The organism is Ruegeria sp. YKSF57 (assembly GCF_059612585.1).
In genome coordinates this window covers 43222-63849 of record NZ_JBXWQW010000028.1, presented here as the reverse complement: position 1 = coordinate 63849, position 20628 = coordinate 43222, and the positions used below count along the sequence as shown (strand labels likewise).

General features: G+C 60.6%; 22 protein-coding genes. 11 read left to right on the top strand and 11 right to left on the bottom strand.

The window, feature by feature from the left end:
• The 6 genes from AC2FLX_RS13410 to AC2FLX_RS13385 form a co-directional block, all read left to right on the top strand.
• A partial coding sequence (locus AC2FLX_RS13410; RefSeq protein ID WP_496875445.1) for an RcGTA-type gene transfer agent tail tape measure protein occupies nt 1-414 on the top strand: 414 nt, incomplete at its 5' end.
• 16 nt (nt 415-430) lie between these two features.
• Nucleotides 431-1063, top strand: coding sequence for a phage distal tail protein, Rcc01695 family (locus AC2FLX_RS13405; RefSeq protein ID WP_496744082.1), 633 nt, complete (start codon nt 431-433; stop codon nt 1061-1063).
• The gene (locus AC2FLX_RS13400) at nt 1063-1950 is read left to right on the top strand and encodes a phage/gene transfer agent baseplate hub protein (protein ID WP_496744084.1); all 888 of its coding nucleotides are present in this window, start codon (nt 1063-1065) and stop codon (nt 1948-1950) included. The genes AC2FLX_RS13405 and AC2FLX_RS13400 overlap by 1 nt, the downstream gene beginning before the upstream one ends.
• Nucleotides 1947-2393 (top strand): NlpC/P60 family protein, encoded by a 447-nt coding sequence (locus AC2FLX_RS13395; RefSeq protein ID WP_496809670.1) that lies wholly within the window; start codon nt 1947-1949, stop codon nt 2391-2393. The genes AC2FLX_RS13400 and AC2FLX_RS13395 overlap by 4 nt, the downstream gene beginning before the upstream one ends.
• Complete coding sequence (locus tag AC2FLX_RS13390) at nt 2394-6329, top strand: baseplate multidomain protein megatron (RefSeq protein WP_496809669.1); 3936 nt, start codon at nt 2394-2396, stop codon at nt 6327-6329. It begins immediately after the preceding gene.
• Nucleotides 6330-6334: 5 nt separating this feature from the next.
• Complete coding sequence (locus tag AC2FLX_RS13385; protein ID WP_496809668.1) at nt 6335-6631, top strand: DUF7742 family protein; 297 nt, start codon at nt 6335-6337, stop codon at nt 6629-6631.
• Here the strand turns inward: AC2FLX_RS13385 and AC2FLX_RS13380 are convergent.
• Nucleotides 6612-6950, bottom strand: coding sequence for a TraR/DksA family transcriptional regulator (locus tag AC2FLX_RS13380; RefSeq protein ID WP_496809667.1), 339 nt, complete (start codon nt 6948-6950; stop codon nt 6612-6614). The genes AC2FLX_RS13385 and AC2FLX_RS13380 overlap by 20 nt on opposite strands.
• Nucleotides 6951-7035: 85 nt before the next feature.
• On the opposite strand from AC2FLX_RS13380, the gene cysE reads away from it, so the two are divergent.
• Complete coding sequence (gene cysE / locus AC2FLX_RS13375; protein ID WP_496809666.1) at nt 7036-7845, top strand: serine O-acetyltransferase; 810 nt, start codon at nt 7036-7038, stop codon at nt 7843-7845.
• A 50-nt stretch (nt 7846-7895) separates the two neighbouring features.
• Here the strand turns inward: cysE and AC2FLX_RS13370 are convergent, their stop codons facing one another.
• A complete protein-coding gene (locus AC2FLX_RS13370; RefSeq protein WP_496809665.1) occupies nt 7896-8702 on the bottom strand; it encodes a class I SAM-dependent methyltransferase in 807 nt (268 codons plus the stop codon).
• A gap of 96 nt (nt 8703-8798) precedes the next feature.
• Between AC2FLX_RS13370 and AC2FLX_RS13365 the strand changes: the two genes are divergently transcribed.
• Nucleotides 8799-9488: a winged helix-turn-helix transcriptional regulator gene (locus AC2FLX_RS13365; RefSeq protein ID WP_496809664.1), complete on the top strand. Its 690-nt coding sequence runs from the start codon at nt 8799-8801 to the stop codon at nt 9486-9488.
• 44 nt (nt 9489-9532) lie between these two features.
• Here AC2FLX_RS13365 and AC2FLX_RS13360 read toward each other — a convergent pair whose 3' ends face one another.
• From AC2FLX_RS13360 to AC2FLX_RS13340, 5 genes are all read right to left on the bottom strand, one after another.
• Nucleotides 9533-10846 (bottom strand): pyruvate dehydrogenase complex dihydrolipoamide acetyltransferase, encoded by a 1314-nt coding sequence (locus AC2FLX_RS13360; protein ID WP_496809663.1) that lies wholly within the window; start codon nt 10844-10846, stop codon nt 9533-9535.
• Nucleotides 10847-10860: 14 nt separating this feature from the next.
• Nucleotides 10861-12234, bottom strand: a complete 1374-nt coding sequence (locus AC2FLX_RS13355; protein ID WP_496809662.1) for a pyruvate dehydrogenase complex E1 component subunit beta — start codon at nt 12232-12234, stop codon at nt 10861-10863.
• A gap of 15 nt (nt 12235-12249) precedes the next feature.
• Complete coding sequence (pdhA, locus tag AC2FLX_RS13350) at nt 12250-13239, bottom strand: pyruvate dehydrogenase (acetyl-transferring) E1 component subunit alpha (RefSeq protein ID WP_496744093.1); 990 nt, start codon at nt 13237-13239, stop codon at nt 12250-12252.
• Between the two features lie 180 nt (nt 13240-13419).
• On the bottom strand, nt 13420-13719 hold the full coding sequence (locus AC2FLX_RS13345; RefSeq protein ID WP_480748330.1) for an FtsB family cell division protein: 300 nt from the start codon (nt 13717-13719) through the stop codon (nt 13420-13422).
• 144 nt (nt 13720-13863) lie between these two features.
• Entirely contained in the window at nt 13864-15060 is a 1197-nt protein-coding gene (locus AC2FLX_RS13340; RefSeq protein ID WP_496809661.1) for a phosphoglycerate kinase, read from the bottom strand.
• A gap of 133 nt (nt 15061-15193) precedes the next feature.
• Between AC2FLX_RS13340 and AC2FLX_RS13335 the strand changes: the two genes are divergently transcribed.
• From AC2FLX_RS13335 to AC2FLX_RS13325, 3 genes are all read left to right on the top strand, one after another.
• Entirely contained in the window at nt 15194-15700 is a 507-nt protein-coding gene (locus AC2FLX_RS13335) for a peptidylprolyl isomerase (RefSeq protein WP_480748332.1), read from the top strand.
• Nucleotides 15693-16238, top strand: a complete 546-nt coding sequence (locus tag AC2FLX_RS13330) for a peptidylprolyl isomerase (RefSeq protein WP_496809660.1) — start codon at nt 15693-15695, stop codon at nt 16236-16238. Before AC2FLX_RS13335 ends, AC2FLX_RS13330 begins: the two co-directional genes overlap by 8 nt.
• Nucleotides 16239-16362: 124 nt before the next feature.
• A complete protein-coding gene (locus tag AC2FLX_RS13325; protein WP_496744100.1) occupies nt 16363-17325 on the top strand; it encodes a DUF3179 domain-containing protein in 963 nt (320 codons plus the stop codon).
• Between the two features lie 12 nt (nt 17326-17337).
• On the opposite strand, the gene AC2FLX_RS13320 is transcribed toward AC2FLX_RS13325, so the two are convergent.
• The 4 genes from AC2FLX_RS13320 to AC2FLX_RS13305 form a co-directional block, all read right to left on the bottom strand.
• Nucleotides 17338-17694 (bottom strand): hypothetical protein, encoded by a 357-nt coding sequence (locus AC2FLX_RS13320; RefSeq protein ID WP_496809659.1) that lies wholly within the window; start codon nt 17692-17694, stop codon nt 17338-17340.
• Between the two features lie 179 nt (nt 17695-17873).
• Nucleotides 17874-18563 (bottom strand): aquaporin Z, encoded by a 690-nt coding sequence (gene aqpZ / locus AC2FLX_RS13315; RefSeq protein WP_496809658.1) that lies wholly within the window; start codon nt 18561-18563, stop codon nt 17874-17876.
• A 158-nt stretch (nt 18564-18721) separates the two neighbouring features.
• Nucleotides 18722-19231: a bactofilin family protein gene (locus AC2FLX_RS13310; RefSeq protein ID WP_480748337.1), complete on the bottom strand. Its 510-nt coding sequence runs from the start codon at nt 19229-19231 to the stop codon at nt 18722-18724.
• Complete coding sequence (locus AC2FLX_RS13305; RefSeq protein ID WP_480748338.1) at nt 19221-20549, bottom strand: DUF5930 domain-containing protein; 1329 nt, start codon at nt 20547-20549, stop codon at nt 19221-19223. Before AC2FLX_RS13305 ends, AC2FLX_RS13310 begins: the two co-directional genes overlap by 11 nt.
• Between the last annotated feature and the right edge of the window lie 79 nt (nt 20550-20628).

Here is a 20628-nt window from a genome sequence, read left to right as displayed (position 1 = left end):
TCGATGATCCAGACCACCTATTCGGCCGCGATCAAGCCGGTGACGGATCATTTCGGCGGCTTGCTGGCCTCGGGTGTGAACAGTCTGGTCGAGGGCATTCTGCCCTTTGCCAAGGGTGCCGGGTTTGCGCAGGGGCGGGTGATGCCTTTTGCCAATGGTGGTGTCGTCAGCGGCCCGACATCCTTTCCGATGCGGGGCGGATTTGGCCTGATGGGCGAAGCTGGGCCCGAGGCGATCATGCCGCTGGCGCGGGGCGCCGACGGCAAGCTTGGGGTGCGCAGCGCCGGAGGCGGCCAACCGATCAATGTGGTGATGAACGTGACAACCCCGGATGTGCAGGGGTTCCGCCGCAGCCAGGGGCAGATCGCGGCGCAGATGAGCCGCGCGCTGGGCCGCGGCAATCGCAATCGTTGAGGCCGGGAGGACAGAGATGAATTTTCACGAGGTGAGGTTTCCCGCCAATCTGAGTTTCGGCTCGGTCGGCGGGCCCGAGCGGCGCACGGATGTGGTGACGCTGGCCAACGGGTTCGAGGAGCGCAACACGCCCTGGGCCCATTCGCGGCGGCGCTATGATGCCGGTCTGGGCATGCGCTCGCTTGACGATATCGAGGTGCTGATCTCGTTTTTCGAAGCGCGGCGCGGGCAGCTTTACGGCTTTCGATGGAAGGACTGGTCGGATTTCAAATCGGGGTTGGCCTCGGCCGGGACTGCGTTCGGGGATCAGGTGATTGCGCGCGGCGATGGGGAAACCACGGTGTTCCAGCTGCTCAAGACCTATCGCTCGGGCGGGTTCGAGTATGCGCGCCCGATCCTCAAACCGGTTCTGGGCACGGTGCGGATCGGCGTCGAACAGGACGAGATGAAGGAGGGGGTTGATTTCGACGTTGATCCCGCAACAGGTCTGGTGACATTCGCGGTGCCGCCTTCGGAAGAGGCGCAGATATCGGCAGGGTTCGAGTTTGACGTTCCCGTGCGGTTTGACACCGACCGTATCCAGACGAGCGTGGCGAGCTTCCAGGCAGGCGACGTGCCCAATGTGCCGGTGGTGGAGGTGCGGGTCTGATGGCGAGCATGTCCAAGAGTTTTCAGGCGCATGTGGCGGGGGGATTGACCACGCTTTGCCGGTGCTGGGCCGTGACGCGGAGCGACGGCGTGGAATACGGGTTCACCGATCACGATTGTGGACTGAGCTTTGAAGGGGTGGACTTTCAGGCTGACAGCGGCCTGACGGCGGCGGCACTGGAGCAATCGACCGGTTTGTCCATCGACAACAGCGAGGCGATGGGCGTGTTGTCGGATGCCGCCATCCGGGACGAGGATATCGAGGCCGGGCGTTTTGATGGTGCCGAGGTGCGGGTTTGGCTGGTGAACTGGGCCGACCCGCGCGACCGCTGGCTGCAGTTTCGTGGCTCGATTGGCGAGATCCGTCGCGCGGGCGGCGCGTTTCACGCCGAGATGCGCGGGTTGACGGATGGCCTGAACCGTCCGCTGGGGCGTATCTATCAGAAGCCATGCACGGCGGTTCTGGGAGATCGCGATTGTAGGTTTGACGCCGCGCAGCCGGGATATTCGGTCGAGTTGAGCATCGAAGCCATGGAAGACGCCCGCGTGTTCCGCTGGGCCGATCTGAGCGGGTTCGAGCCGGGATGGTTCCAGCGCGGGCGAATGACGGTGCTTGACGGCCCGGCTTTGGGACTGTGGGGCACGATCAAGCGCGACGAGATCGAAGAGGGCCACAGGGTCATCGAGTTGTGGGAGCCTATCCGCGCGGGTCTTGTGGCCGGCGATCGGGTAAGGCTGGTGGCGGGCTGCGACAAGCGGTTCGAAACCTGCCGGCTCAAGTTCAACAACCTCTGGAACTTTCAAGGTTTTCCGGACCTGCCCAATGAGGATTGGGTCCTGGCGGTGCCGAAATCGAGCGCGGCCAATACCGGAGGCAGCCGGAGATGACGGCAGGAAGGCAGGATGTGGTCGAGGCCGCACGGGGCTGGGTGGGAACGCCCTATCTGCATCAGGCGTCCTGGCGCGGTGCTGGAACGGATTGTCTGGGGCTGTTGCGTGGGGTCTGGCGCGAGCTTTACGGGGCCGAGCCCGAGACAGTTCCCGCATACAGCATGGACTGGTCGGAGCCGCAGGGCGAGGAACGTTTGTGGCAGGCGGCGCGCCGACATCTGATCGAGAGTCCCTTGTCGGAGTTGGAGCCGGGCGACGTGATCCTGTTCAGGATGCGCAGCGCCTCGGTTGCCAAGCATGTCGGGCTGATCAGCGAGACCGGTCCGCATCCGAAATTCATCCACGCTTATTCCGGGCGAGGTGTTGTCGAAAATCCATTGAGCGGGCCGTGGCGGAACCGTATCGCGGCCCGGTTTCAATTTCCGCTGAAGGAGCAGTAAATGGCGACCATTCTACTTTCTGCCGCAGGTGCGGCCATTGGCGGGTCGATCGGCGGAACCGTCGCGGGCCTCTCCACCGCCATCATCGGGCGCGCTGTTGGGGCGACGCTGGGCCGGGTGATCGACCAGCGCCTGTTGGGGGGCGGCAGCGAGGCGGTTGAAACCGGCAAGGTTGATCGCTTTCGCCTGACCAGTTCCGGTGAGGGGGCGCCGGTGGCTTCGGTATTTGGCCGGATGCGTGTCGGGGGGCAGGTCATCTGGGCGTCGGATTTCCTGTCCACGACGCAAAGCCATACATCCGGCGGCGGCAAGGGCGCTGCGCCGAAACCCGAGGTGACGACGACCGAGCACAGCTATTCAGTGTCGCTGGCCATTTCCGTAGGTGCGGGCGAGATTGCGGGGATCACCCGTGTCTGGGCTGACGGCGAAGAGATCGCGCATGCAGACCTGGACATGCGCGTCTATCGGGGTACCCAAGATCAGCTACCGGATCCGCTGCTGGAAGCCATCGAGGGGGCGGGCAAGGTGCCCGCCTATCGCGGTACGGCTTACGTGGTGATCGAGAACCTGCAACTGGCGCCCTATGGCAACCGGGTGCCGCAATTCTCGTTCGAGGTGGTGCGGCAGGAACAGCCGGACATGCCGGGGTATGACGACCGGCTGGCCGCGATCGTGCGGGGCGTCGCGTTGATGCCGGGAACCGGTGAATATGCGCTGTCGACGCGGCAAGTCAATTATACTGACGGGCCGGGTAGTTACTGGGCGGCCAACACCAATTCGCCGTCGGGCGGGACGGACATGCTGACTTCGCTGGCGGTACTGGACTCTGAGTTGCCGGGATGTGAGGCGGCTTCACTGATCGTGTCCTGGTTCGGCAATGACCTGCGGTGCGGGGATTGTGAGATCCGGCCCAAGGTGGAACGTCGGGACTATGATGGGGCGAATATGCCGTGGCGCGTGTCGGGTGTTTCACGCGCTGGCGCACAGGAAATACCGCGCGCGGATGGCGAGCCGGTATATGGTGGCACCCCGGCGGATGCGTCGGTGATCGAGGCCATCCGTCACCTGAACGTCAGCGGCAAGCGCGTGATGTTCTATCCGTTTATCCTGATGGATCAATTGGCCGGAAACGGTTTACCCGATCCGTGGACAGGGAACGAAGATCAGCCGCACCTGCCGTGGCGCGGAAGGATCACCCTGGACGTAGCGCCGGGGCGACCGGGGTCATCGGATGGAACCTTTGCGGCAGATGCCCAGGTGGCACAGTTCTTTGGCACGGTGTCGGCGGCAGATTTCGTGATCGGCGACGGAACCGTTTCCTATACCGGTGCCGATGAATGGGGGCTGCGCCGGTTCATCCTGCACAATGCCGCGCTTTGCGCTGCGGCAGGTGGGGTGCATGCGTTCTGCATCGGATCGGAAATGCGTGGATTGACGCAAATTCGCGGCGCCTCGGGCTTTCCGGCGGTAGCGGAGTTGAAACAGCTTGCCGCTGAGGTGCGTGCCATTCTGGGTCCGGATGTCCGTATCGGATATGCCGCCGACTGGTCGGAATATTTCGGGTATCAGCCGCAGGACGGCAGCAACGACCGGTATTTCCACCTTGACCCGCTTTGGGCCGATGACAACATCGATTTCATCGGTATCGACAACTATATGCCGATCTCGGACTGGCGCGAGGGTGAGGAACATCTGGACGCGCTGGGCGGGGTGCGGTCGATCTATGATCTGAGCTATCTGCAGGGCAATATCGAAGGCGGCGAGGGTTATGACTGGTACTACCACTCGCCCGAGGCGGAAGAGGCGCAGATCCGCACGCCGATCACCGATGGCGAACATGGCGAACCGTGGGTCTGGCGATACAAGGATCTGCGCAACTGGTGGGCCAATCCGCATCACGAGCGCATCGGTGGAGAGCGTATGGAAACGCCGACCGCGTGGGAGCCGCGGTCGAAGCCGATATGGTTCACCGAACTGGGTTGTGCTGCCATCGACAAGGGGACCAATCAGCCGAACAAGTTTCTGGACCCCAAATCGTCGGAATCCCACCTGCCGAAGTATTCCAGCGGCGCTCGGGATGATCTGATCCAGGTTCAGTACCTCAAGGCGGTGCTGGGGTATTGGGACAAGCCCGAGAACAATCCGGTTTCGCCGCTGTACGAGGGCCGGATGATTGACATGACCAATGCCTATGTCTGGGCCTGGGACCTGCGCCCGTTTCCGGTTTTTCCCAATCGGGTGAGCCTGTGGAGCGATGGCGGGAACTATCCGCGCGGTCACTGGCTGAACGGGCGGTCGGGAAGCCGCACACTGGCTTCGGTGGTGGGTGAGATCTGTCATCGCTCGGGAGTGCGCGAAATTGATGTGTCGGAGCTGTGGGGCATCGTGCGTGGGTATGTGGCCGAAGAGGTCAGCGATGCGCGCGGTCTTCTGCAACCTCTGATGTTGCGCTATGGCTTTGATGCGATCGAGCGGGACGGCGTGCTGACGTTCCGGATGCGGGACGGGTTGCGCCCTGTTGATCTGATCGAAGACCAGTTGGCAATGTCGTCGGAGGTAGATGGCACGATTGAGTTTCGCCGCGAGGCAGATGTGGAAATGTCAGGCCGGGTACGGCTGAAATTCGTGCAATCGGATGCAGATCACGATGTTGTATCGGAAGAGGCGGTTTTGCCGGACGAGGCCACCCATTCCGTTGCCGCCAGCGAGATGCCGTTGTCGATGACCCGATCCGAGGGGCGGCAGACGGTCGAAAGATGGTTGGCTGAAGCGCGGGCGTCGCGTGAAACGGTCAAGTTCGCGCTGCCGCCGTCTCAGATTGAGGTGGGAGCAGGCGACATCGTGCGCCTGCCTGGTGCCAATGGCGAGGCAGGCGTGCTGTTCCGTATCGACCGGGTGGAGCAGACCGAATTGCAATTGGTCGAGGCCGTGCGGATCGAGCCGAACGTGTATCGTCCAAGCAATATCGACGACGTGCTGCCAAGTGGGCAGGCGTTTGTACCGCCGTTGCCGGTTCTGCCGGTCTTTTTGGATCTGCCGCTGATCACTGGCGACGAGGTTGCCCATGCGCCGCACCTGGCGGTTACCGCAAGTCCGTGGCCGGGAACGGTTGCGGTCTATGCCTCGACAAGTGACGAGGACTATGCCTTGTCCGACATCGTTGCCCGTCGCGCCGTGATCGGGTTCACCGAGACCGGACTGTTGCGCAGCGACGCCGGTCGCTGGGACGAAGGCGACGCGTTGCAGGTTAAGCTGACAGCCGGGGCGCTGGAGTCGCGATCCGCCTTGACGGTACTGAACGGCGCCAATCTTGCGGCTATTGGGGATGGCAGCAACGGCAATTGGGAACTGTTCCAGTTTCGCGATGCCGAGCTGATTGCGGAACGAACCTACCTGCTGCGCGGGCGCCTGCGCGGCCAGTTGGGCAGTGACGCACTGATGCCCGAGGTCTGGCCTGCGGGGTCGAACTTTGTGTTGATGAACGGGGCTGCGACGCAGATCGGGCTGAAGCGGTCGGAGCGCCGGCTGGCCAAACACTATCGCATCGGATCGGCCCGCCGGGGATACGACGATCCGTCCTACACGCATCGGATCGAGTCGTTCGATGGAAACGGCCTGCGCCCCTATTCGCCAGTGCATTTGCGAGCTGTTGAGCAAGGGGGAGATCTGGTGCTGTCCTGGATCCGTCGTACACGGATTGACGGTGACAGCTGGGACGGGTTCGAGGTGCCGCTGGGCGAAGAAAGCGAGGCCTATCTGGTTCGTGTCCGCAAGGATGGGGCGATTGTCCGCGAGACGGTGACCGAGACACCGCTTTGGACGTATGGCGCGGGTGCGCAAGCGGCGGATGGGGTCACGATGCCCTTCGAGATCGAAGTGGCACAGGTATCGGTGATTTACGGCCCCGGCCCGTTCACCGGCTTGCGGCTGGAGTAGCGTGGTTGCGTCCGGTTCTGCATGGGGACGTCAGTTCGGCGGCGCGGGCGCTGTTGCGGGCCGCGCCCGGCCTGCGTGAACGTCTGTGCCGCCGATTGATCCTGGAGGCGGAACTGGCCGACCGTCATGTGCGCAGAACCGGGCGGCTGCATCCGATTTTCGGGAACGGGTCGCTGATGTCGGCGGCTCGCAAGCGGGTGCTGGCGGACGAGCCGGGTTTCGATGATCTGGAATATTGCAGTTGCTTTGAAATCGTGTTGCGGCACCTTGTTCGCCGCGGGTTCAGCCAGCGGCGCAGCTGACGCATTTACTGGCCGCCGGATCGAGCTTGAGCCGCCCCGGCGTGATGTCGCCGCCGCAATCTTCGCAGTAACCGAACTCTCCTTCTTCGATGCGTTGCAAGGCCGATAGCAAACGTCTTGATTCAACATCACGCCGGGCTTGCTGTGCCTTGGCCATCGCCTGATTCTGCAATGCATCCATGCGGCTGAGGCGCCCAACTGCCTGCTGATCGAGTTCCACGACCGATTGTGCAGCGCGCCCGGCAACAGACCCTTGTTCCAGTTCCGCCAGTTTTTCGTGGATCAGGCATTCGAATTTGTGCAGTTCGGTCTCATTCATTTCTGTTACGTCGCACTTCAAGGGTTTGCGTTTGGCCTTTTCCGCCTTAGATGGGTATTCTAGTCGGAGCAGAGGACGAAAAGCCATGGTCGAGACACGCAGAAAACTGACGCCCATCGATCCGGTCTGGAGCCGGATCACCACCGAAGCCCTTGCGGCAGTCGACAAGGAGCCGTTGATGGGCGGGCTGGTTCATGCCTGTATCCTGCATCATAAAAGCCTTGAGCGAGCGCTGTCCTATCGCGTATCGGCCAAGCTCTGCTCGAACGAGATGTCGATGATGGTTCTGCGCGAGATCGTGGACGAGGCCTATGAGGATGATCCCAGCCTGCTTGAGGCGGCACGTGCCGACCTGATGGCGGTTTTCGAGCGGGATCCGGCCTGCCACCGCCTGTTGCAGCCGATTCTGTATTTCAAGGGCTATCAGGCCATGCAGGCCTACCGAGTCGCGCATTGGCTGTGGCGGAAGGGGCGCTTTGATCTGGCCTATTTCTTCCAGATGCGGTCATCCGAGATTTTCGGCATCGACATTCACCCGGCCGCAAAGATCGGCAAGGGGATCATGATCGACCACGCCCATTCCATCGTCATCGGTGAAACCGCCGTGGTCGGCGACAACGTGTCGATGTTGCACTCGGTGACGTTGGGCGGTACCGGCAAGGAAGAGGAAGACCGCCATCCCAAGATCGGTGATGGTGTTCTGATCGGGGCCGGGGCCAAGGTTCTGGGCAACATCAAGGTCGGTCGTTGCAGCCGCATCGCCGCCGGTTCTGTCGTGTTGCAAGAAGTGCCTCCTTGCACCACGGTGGCCGGTATCCCTGCCAAGATCGTGGGAGAGGCGGGGTGCGATCAGCCTTCGGTCAATATGGACCATATGCTGGGCAAAGATCAGTAACTCTGGCCATCTAAAAAGACAAAGCCGCCTGATGTGGGCGGCTTTTTTTACTAAGGGCGCTCCCACACCGCGATGTGCGCGGGCGCGGGAAACACGACCGTACCATCCGGACCGGCGAATTGGCTTAGGCCATCCTCGGCGGCTGCAACCAGCGCCTCGAAACCCTCATCGTCGATGAAATCGGCCAAGGTCCAGCCGCGAACGTCCATTCGAACCCATTCACGGATTGACGTGAAACGGGCGGTGCCGGATTCGGTAATGACCTTCGCCGCCTGCATCCCGCCAGCATCGAGCGCTTTTTGAAACTCGTCGAGGTTGCCGAGGATGAAGGGCGCGCGCAGGGCATCGGCGGCCTCTGTTCCGAACATCGACTCGATCAGTCGGATCATGCCGTCATAACCGGGCGAGTTCTCGGTCCGGTCCCAGACAGACAGGGCAACCCGGCCTCCGGGGCGGACCACGCGCCGCATCTCGCCCAAGGCTTTCACGCGGTCTTCAAAAAACATGAGGCCGAACTGGCACAGTACGGTATCAAACTGTGCATCTGGAAAGGGAAGCGACTCGGCTAGACCGGATACCCAGTCGATTTGTCCTGCTCGGCTTGTCGCCACGGAGAGCATGCCATCATTCCGGTCCAGCCCCGTCACCCGGCCACCGGGAGAAGCGCGCCGCGCCGCTTCGCGCGTCGTGGCGCCGGTTCCACAAGCGACATCCAGCACGGCCTGACCCGGTGAAACATCGGCACTATCACACAAGGGGCCGGCCCATGCACCAAATAGCGCCGGCACAAAAAATTCGTCATAGACCTTAGCGGCAGCAGTCGAGACCTGACCCGCCCGGGCAGCTTGCGTCGTCATTTGGTTGCCTCCTTTTGTTGCTCAGCTGTGCCAGGGTGATCTTTCACGGGCCGTGAGGTATAGTTCTAAATCTGTAGCAGGGCGAAAGGTGACGCCATGAAATCTTATGGTCAGTTCTGTCCGGTTGCCAAGGCGGCCGAACTATTCTGTGAAAGATGGAATGCGCTGATCGTGCGGGATCTTGCCACCGGTCCGCGCCGGTTCGCGGCATTACAACGGGGGGTTCCGCTGATGTCGCCGTCGCTTTTGTCGTCGCGGCTCAAATGGCTGATCAGCGAAGGTGTGATCGCGCGCTGCGAAATGGAGGGCCAGCATAAGGGATACGTGTTGACCGAGGCGGGGCGCGAATTCGTTCCGCTTGTCGAGGCTTTGGGAATCTGGGGCCAGCGGTGGACTCGCCGTGAACTCAGCGACCAGGAACTGGATGTGGGTCTGCTGGTGTGGAGCCTTGAAAGCTCGTGTGATCCCGGCGCGTTCGGGGGGAAAAGATGTCTGATCCGGCTGGAACTGACGGATCAGATTCCGTCGAAACGATTCTGGTGGTTTCTGAATCACGAGGAGAAATGCGAGCTTTGCGTGGATGACCCCGGGGGCGAGGTGAACCTGTATCTGGCGTGCAGCCTGGCCGACGCAATCTGTGTCGTGCGGGGTGATCTGCGTCCAGAGGTGGCGGTCGGCACGCAGCGTCTGGAAATTCTGGGCGATGGATGGGCGCGCAGGTCGTTATTGCACTGGCTGAACCTAAGCCCGTTGGCCAAGGTTGGCTCGCGCCGCGTCGCAGGATAGGGACAAAGCCGACCGAGGGTCGGCTTTGCGGGGGGCGTGCTGGCTCACGCCAGCATGACCATCGGGTTTTCCAGATTGTCGACGATGGCTTGCAGTAGCTGCGCGCCAAGCGCGCCGTCGATGACGCGGTGATCGACGGACATGGTGACCGACATCACGGTGGCCACGGTCAGCTCGCCATCATCCCCGACAACCGGTTTCTTGATGCCGGTGCCGACGGCCAGAATACCGGCATGGGGCGGGTTCACGATGGCGTCGAAATTGTCGATGCCGAACATGCCCAGGTTCGATATGGCAAAGGTGCCGCCCTGATATTCATGCGGTGCCAGCTTGCGTTCGCGCGCGCGGGCGGCGAGGTCTTTCATCTCGGTCGAAAGGGCCGACAGGGATTTCATGTCAGCATCCTGCAGGACCGGTGTAAACAATCCGCCTTCGATTGCGACGGCAACAGCCACATCTGACGGTTTCAGTTGCAGCACCCGGTCACCTGCCCAGACGGCGTTACAGGCCGGAACCTGTTGCAACGCATTGGCGACGGCCTTGATGATGAAGTCGTTGACGCTCAGCTTGACGCCGCGGCCTTCGAGTTGCTTGTTCAGCTGCCCGCGGAATTTCAGCAGCGCATCGAGCTTGATATCGCGGCGCAGGTAGAAATGCGGGATGGTCTGTTTGGCCTCTCCCAGACGTGCGGCGATGGTTTTGCGCATGCCGTCGAGCTTGATTTCCTCGTACTCGCGGCCTTCGTACATCCGCGCGACCATATCCGCCGATGGACCAGACGGAGCTGCTGGGGCAGCTGCGGGCGCGGCGGCCGCGGGAGCAGTGGCAGGGGCTGCCGCAGGTGCGGTAGCAGTTGCGCCTTCGACATCAACCTTGACAATGCGACCATGCGGGCCAGAACCGGCAATCTGCGTCAGGTCGAGACCTTTTTGCGCGGCAATCCGGCGGGCCAGAGGCGAGGCAAAAATCCGACCGCCATCTGCCTTGGCCGGAGCGGCCGGGGCAGGGGCGGGCGCCTCGGGTGCCGCTGGCGTGGCAGCCTCGTTGCCCGCGACGGCTGCGGGCGCAGCCGCCGGGGCCGCAGCCGGAGCCGTGCCAATGTCATCGGCGCCTTCGCCGTCTTCCAGCAGAACCGCGATGGCCGTGTTGACCTTGACCCCTTCGGTGCCCTCGGGGATCAGGATCTTGCCAATGGTGCCTTCGTCAACGGCCTCGAACTCCATCGTGGCCTTGTCGGTTTCGATCTCGGCCAGCAGGTCACCGGAGGAGACGGTGTCGCCTTCCTTGACCAGCCATTTGGCAAGCGTGCCTTCCTCCATCGTCGGGGACAGGGCGGGCATCAGAATTTCTGTAGGCATCTGTCTGTCGCTCCTTACCGGTAGGTCACTTGTTTGACGGCGGCGATCACCTCATCCGTGGTGATCAGGGCCAGCTTTTCGAGGTTCGCGGCGTAGGGCATCGGAACGTCCTTGCCGGTGCAATTGATGACCGGCGCGTCGAGGTAATCAAACGCCTCCTGCATCACGACCGAGCTGATATAGCTGCCGACGGATCCCTGCGGCCAGCCTTCTTCCACTGTCACCAGACGGTTGGTCTTCATCACCGAGTTGATGATGGCGCCAGTGTCCATCGGGCGGATGGTGCGCAGGTCGATCACTTCGGCGCTGATGCCGTCTTCGGCCAGCTTGTCGGCGGCTTCCAGCGCGTATTGCATGCCGATGCCAAAGCTGACGATGGTCACGTCCGAGCCTTCGCGCCAGATGCGGGCCTTGCCCAGCGGAATGGTCAGGTCATCCACCTGCGGCACCTCAAAAGAGCGGCCGTAGAGGATTTCGTTTTCCAGGAACACGACCGGGTTGGGGTCGCGGATGGCCGATTTCAGCAGACCTTTGGCATCAGCCGCCGAATAGGGCATGACGACCTTCAGGCCGGGGATTTGCATGTACCATGCGGCATAGTCCTGGCTGTGCTGCGCGGCCACGCGGGCAGCGGCCCCGTTGGGACCCCGGAACACGATGGGGCAACCCATCTGGCCGCCGGACATATAGAGCGTTTTGGCCGCAGAGTTGATTATCTGGTCAATCGCCTGCATGGCGAAGTTGAAGGTCATGAATTCGACAATTGGTTTCAGACCGCCAAAGGCCGAACCCACTGCGATACCGGCAAACCCATGTTCCGTGATCGGGGTATCGATCACGCGTTTGGAGCCAAACTCGTCCAGCAGACCCTGCGAGATTTTATAGGCCCCCTGATACTCGGCGACTTCCTCGCCCATCAGATAGACGTCTTCGTCGCCGCGCATTTCTTCGGCCATCGCGTCACGTAGAGCTTCGCGAACGGTCTGGGCTTTCATCGAGGTATTCGCGGGCCAGTCTGGCGACAGATCGACGACCGGCGCAGCCGGGGCCGATGCGGCAGGAGCGGGGGCAGGAGCTGCCGCTGGCGCGGCCTCGGTAACCGAGGCTGCTTCAGGGGCTGCCGACGGAAGGGCGGAAGCATCTTCGCCTTCTTCAACCAGAATTGCGATGGGGGTGTTGACCTTGACCCCTTCGGTGCCTTCTTCAATCAGAATTTTGCCGACGATGCCTTCTTCGACCGCCTCGAATTCCATCGTCGCCTTGTCGGTTTCGATTTCGGCCATGATATCGCCCGAGGATACGGTGTCGCCTTCCTTGACCAGCCATTTGGCCAGCGTGCCCTCTTCCATCGTGGGCGAAAGGGCGGGCATGAGAATTTCGGTTGCCATGTCTTATGCGTCCTCTCAGGCGTAAATGTCGGTCCAGAGTTCGTCCACGGACGGCTCGGGGCTTTCTTTCGAGAACTCGGCGGCCTGATTTACGATCTCCTTGATTTCCTTGTCGATCGCCTTCAGGTCGTCCTCGGTCGCGTGCTTGCCGGTCAGCAGCAGTTCGCGCACATGTTCGATGGGGTCGCTTTGTTCACGGACCTTCTGAACCTCTTCGCGGGTGCGATATTTGGCCGGGTCCGACATCGAGTGGCCGCGATAGCGGTAGGTTTTGACCTCAAGAATATAGGGGCCCTTGCCGGCGCGGCAGTGGGCGACAGCCTTTTCGCCCGCTTCCTTGACAGCCAGCACATCCATGCCGTTGACGATTTCGCCGGGGATGCCAAACGCCTCGCCGCGATGGAAGATGTCCTTGGTCGAGGTCGAACGGGACTGTGCCGTACCCATGGCGTATTGGTTGTTCTCGATCACGAAAACCACCGGCAGGTTCCAGATGGCAGCCATGTTGAACGTCTCGTAAACCTGACCCTGGTTTGCCGCGCCATCACCAAAATAGGTAAAGGTCACGCGACCGTTGCCTTTGTATTTGTCGGCAAATGCCAGGCCCGCGCCCAGCGGCACTTGAGCACCGACGATGCCGTGGCCACCATAAAAATGTTTCTCTTTCGAGAACATGTGCATCGAGCCGCCCTTGCCTTTGGAAAGACCTCCCTCGCGCCCGGTCAATTCGGCCATCACGCCGCCCGGATCCATGCCGCAAGCCAGCATGTGGCCGTGGTCGCGATAGGAGGTGATCCGCTTGTCGCCGTCTTCGGCAGCGGCTTCGAGACCGACAACAACGGCCTCTTGTCCGATGTAAAGGTGGCAGAACCCGCCGATCAAACCCATGCCATAAAGCTGACCCGCCTTTTCCTCGAATCGGCGGATCAGCAGCATCTCGCGGTAATAGGTTTTGAGCTCTTCTGCTGAAACATTTGATTTCTTTGTGGTTTTTCGCGCAGCCATCGTGGCGACCTCTCCCTTTCGGCAAGATAGTTTAGCGTTAAACTATTTCATAAAGCATTTCTCTCCCCCTGGCGAGGGGAAATGTGACGCAGCGTCCGGTCAAGTCTTGTTCTGCCGATTTCTTGACAAAAGTACGGTCACGTGCGCGTTTTTCGAGGTTTTTTCCTGCGGAGACCGATTTCAGTGAATGACGATTTCGTCCGCGCGCAGCAAACCCAGCACCGAGCGCGCCTGCTGATCCAGCAGATCGAGGTCAAGATAGGTATCCGACAAGCGCAGGGTCAGGTTTTCCATTTCGGTAATCTGATCCTCAAGCATCGTCAGATCGCGTGACAAGGCGTCCCGTTCCGCCGCAATTTCGACCCGTCGGAATAGCCCGTAATCACCTTGTACCGCCGCAAAGGTGAAATAAACACCCAACGCGAAGGCCACCGCGAAGAACAAAACTGTACCTAAACTGGGTCGACTGGAACGGGACACTCTGTTTTGCCGTATGATTTCTGCCTCAGGAAACGCGCCCTTTGCGAGCGTCTGCACTCAATATGTCACAGGTGATTCGGCTTGTGAATCCCAAAAATGCATTGAGATTCACGATTTGATTCCAAAGGGTAAGCCAAACGAAGATCAGTTATCCTGTTCCAGCGCAGCGACACCGGGCAGGGTTTTGCCTTCCATCCATTCAAGGAACGCACCGCCTGCGGTGGAGATATACGAGAAATCCCCGGCGGCCCCGGATGCGTTCAGCGCCGCGACAGTGTCACCGCCCCCCGCAACCGACGTCAGCTTGCCCGCACGGGTCAGGGCGGCCGCCTTCAGGGCCGCTGCGTTGGTTGCAGCGTCAAACGGTTCCAATTCGAAAGCGCCCAGCGGGCCGTTCCAGATCACCGTTTGACTTTGGTTGAAAATATCGATGATCGTGGCGACGCTGTCGGGTCCCGCATCCAGGATCAACCCGTCTTCGGGGCATTGATCGGCGGGAAGAACTTCATGCGGTGCGTGGGATTCGAACTTCTTGGCCACGACGATATCACTGGGCAGGACAATCTTGCAGCCAGACGCCTCGGCCTTGGCAAGAATTTCAGCGGCGGTGTCTTTCATGATCCGTTCGGCCAGAGATTTTCCGACGTGATGGCCCTTGGCGGCGAGGAAGGTATTGGCCATGCCGCCACCGATCACCAGATAATCCACCTTATCGATCAGGTTGCCTAGCAATTCCAGCTTGGTCGACACCTTGGCGCCGCCGACAACTGCCGTGACCGGGCGTTTTGGAGCACCAAGCGCACTTTCCAGTGCCTGCAACTCTGCCTGCATAAGGCGGCCTGCACAGGCGGGCAGCAGGCGGGCGATGGCCTCGGTCGAGGAATGAGCGCGGTGGGCCGCGGAAAACGCGTCGTTGCAATAGACGTCGCCCAGCCGCGCCATACCTGCGGCAAGGTCCGGGTCGTTCTTGGTTTCGGAGGCATGAAACCGGGTGTTTTCCAACAGCAGAACCTCTCCCGGTTGCAAGGATTCAGCGGCAAGCTCGGCAGCCGGGCCGATGCAATCGGCAGCGAAACGGACCTTGGTTTCAAAGGCGCGTTCCAGCGTCGGGACCAGTTGTTTCAGCGACAGGTTCTCGCGCCGTTCGCCGCCGGGGCGACCGAAATGGGCCAGCAGGATCGGACGGCCACCGGCGGCAAGGATGTCGCGCACGGTCGGAGCGATGCGGCGGATGCGAGTGGAGTCGGTCACCACGCCATCCACGATCGGTACGTTGATATCGACCCGCACCAGCACGCGCTTGCCGCTCAGATTCATGTCGTCGAGTGTCTTCCAGCCCATTTTGCCGCTCCGCTGATTGCATCCGGTTTGGGCGGTTCTTTTCCTGCATTTCGCGTCAAGGTCAATGCATCACTTGGCATTCGCGCGCGTGGGGCTTAGGTATTCGCGCAATATCCATCGACAGGAGGGCCCAATGGCCGAGATCAAGGATCCCGAAAACACCATCATCATCGAGTTGAAGAACGGCAATGTGGTTATCGAACTGCTGCCTGATGTCGCCCCGCAACACAGCGGGCGGATGAAGGAGCTGGCGCGCGCCGGAGAATATGACAACGTGTGCTTTCACCGGGTAATCGACGGCTTCATGGCCCAGACAGGCGACGTTCAGCATGGCGATATGGAAGACGGGTTCAACATCCGTATGGCGGGAACGGGTGGGTCCTCGCTGCCGGATTTGCCGGCTGAGTTTTCCAAGCTGCCGCATGATCGCGGAACGCTGGGCGCGGCGCGTTCGGCCAACCCGAATTCGGCCAATTCGCAGTTTTTCATTAACTTCAAGGACAATCATTTCCTGAACGGCCAATACACGGTTTATGGTCGTGTGGTTGCCGGGATGGAGCATGTGGACGCAATCGTGCGTGGCGAGCCGCCCGCAAGCCCCGATCGCATGATCAGCGTCAAGGTGGCCGCCGATGCGTAAACTGACAGCCGTATTTGCCCTGTTGGCCAGCCCGGCCCTGGCCACCGGGCTTGAGATCGAGATCGAAGGTGAGGCCAATGGCACAATCACCATTGATCTGTTCGAGGACGTCGCTCCCAAGCACGTCGAACAGATCGCGGCACTGGCGGCAGACGGTCAATATGACGGGGTTGTGTTCCACCGCGTGATCGAGGGTTTCATGGCGCAGACCGGCGATGTGCAGCATGGCAAACTGGGCAGCGACATGCGCCGCGCGGGCACTGGTGCGTCGGACCGGCCGGACCTTGCGGCCGAGTTTTCGGACATCACTTATGATCGGGGCATTGTTGGCATGGCGCGGGCGCAGGATCCGAACAGCGCCAATTCGCAGTTCTTCATCATGTTCGCACCAGGCCCGTTCCTGGACGGTCAGTACACCGTCGTGGGTAAAGTCACGGATGGCATGGATGTGGTCGATGCCATCAAGCGCGGCGAAGGCCCCAATGGTGCTGTGATCGGGCAGCCCGATGTCATGAAAAAGGTCACCGTCAGCGAGTGACGGCGCGCCCGGCGCGGAAAACCTCTGCGCCGGGCTCTCGCACATTGCATCACGTCTGTGTGCGCTGGGGTGGCTTTGCGAACGTGTCGCGCTCAGTATTGAGCATCTGGCGGGAGCAAGCCGCATGCGTGTTCTTTCGATCGCAATCGCCGTTTTCCTGGCCGCACAAGTGTGGGCCAGTCCCGAGTTCTGGCGGACTGAATGGCCCGAAACCGACTTCAACCGTACAAGCGTGCGAAACTGGTCCGAGATTCAGTCAGGCGGCCCGCCCAAGGACGGGATACCGGCGATTGACGAACCTGCGTTTAAGGTCGTCAGCGAGGAAACCCGGATCAGTTCCCGCGAGCCGGTAATCACGGTCGAGATCGACGGCCAAGGGCCTAGGGCCTACCCGATCCGCTATCTGATCTGGCATGAGATCGTGAATGACCGGATCGGAAGTGTTCCGGTCGCGGTTACCTATTGTCCGCTTTGCAACTCGGCGATTACCTTTGATCGCAGGACGGCAAGTGGCGAGCTGAGTTTTGGTGTCAGCGGCAAACTGCGGTTCTCGGACATGGTGATGTATGACCGGCAAACCCAAAGCTGGTGGCAACAGGCGGTGGGTGAGGCGATCGTGGGGCAACTGACCGGGACCCGGCTGAAAACCCTGCCATCCTGGATGGAAAGCTGGCAGGACTTTTCCACCCGCAACCCGGATGGGTTGGTCATGGCCGAGCCGGAATACAGCCGGTCATATGGGCGCAATCCTTATCGTGGCTATGACGGGTCGCGCAAACCGTTCCTGTATTCCGGCGAGATGCCACCGCATGGCATCCACCCTCTGGAACGCGTCGTGCGGGTTGGAAATCTAGCCTGGCCCATGAAGCGGCTCAGCGAGGAGGCTGACGTGAAAGAGGCGGGTGTGCGCATAACATGGAAGGCCGGTCAGGCCTCGGCACTGGATACGGGCCTCATTCGCAATGGGCGTGATGTGGGATCGATCCGCGTTCGCGACGGGCAGGGACGTGATGTGCCCCATGATGTCATGTTCGCCTTTGCCTTCCATGCTTTCTGGCCGAACGGGCAATGGATGCTAGGGCGATGAACCGCGCAGTATTCAGGCCGCAAGCGCGACAAGTTCCGCCAGCCCGGTCAGCCCGATAAGAAAGGCCGAAATCATTTTGAGCATCGGCATGTTCCGGGATTTGATCCCCTTGCCCATATTCGTCTCGGCCATGTCCGGAGAGAGGTCGGCGATCAGGTTGATGATATCGTCCAGCGCAGTACCGCCAGCGAGGATGCCATAAGCCGTAGTTACGATCACCAGCATGGCCAGCGCAGGCGAAAAGCCCTGAGGCCCGAAATGAATGATCGCCGCCAATGCAATGAACGAGAATATGGTCGTTTGCATGATCCTGAAATAATGGGTCTGTCGTGCCAGGGAATAGGTGGCGCGCAATTCCGGTGTCATCATGATTTCCCCCTCCAAAATACAATGCTGAAACCCGGGCATGATATCACGCGGGAACCTGAATCGGAAATGTGTTCGAGAGTTCGGCGTACGGAACTGACCCATATACCAGGGGCGGGCCGGAGACGTTCATGAAAAACGCCGCCCGATGAGGCGGCGTTTGTAAGGTGTCGCGCAATCTTTCAGTCGTCGGTTGAGACAGCTTTCCAGATCAGGCCGCCGATTGCGCCTCCGATTAGCGGAGCTACCCAGAACATCCAGAGTTGGGTCAGCGCTGGTCCGTCGGCAAACAGCGCCACACCGGTCGACCGCGCCGGGTTGACCGAAGTGTTGGTGACGGGAATTGAAACCAGATGAATCAGCGTCAGGCCGAGACCGATGGCGATCGGCGCAAACCCGGCTGGGGCGCCCTTGGACGTTGCCCCTAGAATGATGAACAGGAAAAAGGCGGTCATCACGACCTCGGTCACAAATCCGGACATCATCGAATATCCACCGGGCGAAGCACTGCCATAGCCATTTGACGCAAATCCGCCGACGCCGGTGAAATCGGGCGCGCCAGAGACAATCACATACAGAACGACCGCCGCAACGATTGCACCCACGACCTGGGCAATCCAGTAGGGGATCAGGTCTTTCGCCTCGAACCGGCCCGCGATCATCAGACCAAGGCTGACGGCAGGGTTGAAATGCCCACCCGAGATATGGCCGACGGCAAAGGCCATGGTCAGTACGGTCAGGCCAAAGGCCAGCGCCACGCCCAGCCAGCCGATGCCAACGTCTGCGACACCTGCTGCAAGAACTGCGCTGCCGCACCCACCCAGAACCAGCCAGAACGTGCCGAAAAATTCCGCTAAAAGCTTTGAAGACATCCAACGTTCCTCCCAAAGTTGAATGCATGATAGTAGGCAGGCATTTGTTTCAATTGGAAGAAAAATGTTCAGCAATCCGCTTGCAGCGTGAAGCCGTCTTTCAACTAAAAACGCCCCGGGGCTTCCCGAGGCGCTCAAAGGTCGTAATTTCAGCCGAATTACTGGCTGACTTCAGCTGTTGCCGCGGCTGGATTGCCGGCGCCCTTGTTGCCGGAACGACCGGGGTTCAGCGGGTCGTCCTGACGCTGCACCGAGCCCTCGAAATGGGCACCGCTTTCGATTGCGATTGTCTTGTGAATGATGTCGCCTTCGACCCGTGCGGTCGAGGTCAGGCGCACTTTCAGTCCACGGACGCGGCCCACGATGCGGCCATTGACCACGACATCGTCAGCCGTGACTTCACCCTTGATTGTGGCCGTTTCGCCAATGGTCAACAGGTGGGCGCGAATGTCGCCTTCGACCGTGCCTTCGACCTGAATGTCGCCGGTGGTCTTGATGTTGCCGGTGATATGAAGATCCGACGACAGCACCGATGCGGGCGGCTTTGGCTTGGGCGCGCTTGCCTTGGTTTCTGCAGGTGCCGGGCTTGGCGGGGTCGATGGAGTTGCGGGCTTGGCCGCTTCGGGTGCCTTGGATGCCGGCTCGTTGATTTTGCTCTTAGAAAACATTTCTCGCAGCCTTGATGTAAGTCATTGGATTCACGGGTTTCCCGTTCACGCGCACCTCATAGTGCAGATGTGTGCCGGTCGACCGTCCGGTGCTACCCATATCAGCTATATGATCCCCGCGCGAGACCCTTTGTCCGACCTTGACGCGGATAGACGTGTTATGAGCGTAAAGTGTCTCGATTCCGAAAGCGTGTTTGATCTTCACAAGCCGTCCAAAACCTGATTGCCAGCCAGCATGAGTGACAACGCCATCCGCGGTGGCAAAGATATCGGTGCCGTGTGAGCCTGCGAAATCCGACCCGTTATGCATGCGCTTACCGCCGGATTTCGGATCCCGGCGATAGCCATAGCCGCTGGTATACCGAACTGCGGAATGAACCGGACTGGCGAAAGGCGCCTTTTCGGCCGCGATGCGGTAAAGATTGAGCTGGTCCATCTGCTCTAGCAAATTGTTGGCGCGAATCTCGTCGGCGGTCGGTTCTTCACCGCGCGTGCTGAACGACAAAGGGGTCAGCGGACCGCCCATACCGCTATAGCCGCGTCGAACCTCTTCGAGGATGCGGTCAGTGGGCATACCCGCCTGCCGGAACATCTTGTCCAGCGGTTCGACCGAGATGGCCATTGCCTCTTCGAGTTGACGGAAAATCTGGTCGCTGCGTTCGCGCATAAGCTGAATTTCCAGTTCCAGATCGTCGCGTTGATCCAAAGCCGACTGTGCGTTGGCCTCAATCAGATCGCGCTCCTGCGCGGTTCGCAACAAAGCTTCGGACATGAACGCCATCTGAACAGGGGCCGACGCGGCCAGCTTTGCACTGGCCGCGTCTTCGCCTGTATTCTGCTCGAGATTTGCCAGCGCCAAACGGGCCACTTCGCGCTGCTTCATGGTTTCACGCAAAGTGGTCTGGATCACTTCGATCCCGGTTTCCAACTCGCGCCGCCGGTTTTCGGATTTCAGCAGTTCCGATTGCATTGCTGAAACCTGTTCGAGGGCCGCGTTGAACCGTTGGTGCGCTGCCAGGGCTTCTTCGGCGCGCATATCCCGTTCTTGTGACAGGATGTTGAGCCTTTCCTGGTATGTCGCCTGGTCTCTTTTTGCCTGCTCTCGGAAATTGCCTGATCCGATGCTGTCCATCAGGATGATGGCCGTGGCCACGATGGTCCAGGCAAGCGTCAGGGTGACGCCGGAAAATGCGACGATCTGAGTTTCCGGCCGCAACCGGATGAAGCGCGTATCGTTGTCCGATTTGAGGAACACTCTGCGCTCGGGAAAATGTTTCTCAAGCAGAGCGTGAATTCTGATCGTCAGACGTGTCCGCACGCGCCTTTCCTCTTTTCATCCCCTGTGAAGGAACAGATCGAGAGTGGATGCGACCGTCCCTTGGGGCGCTTGCATAGCG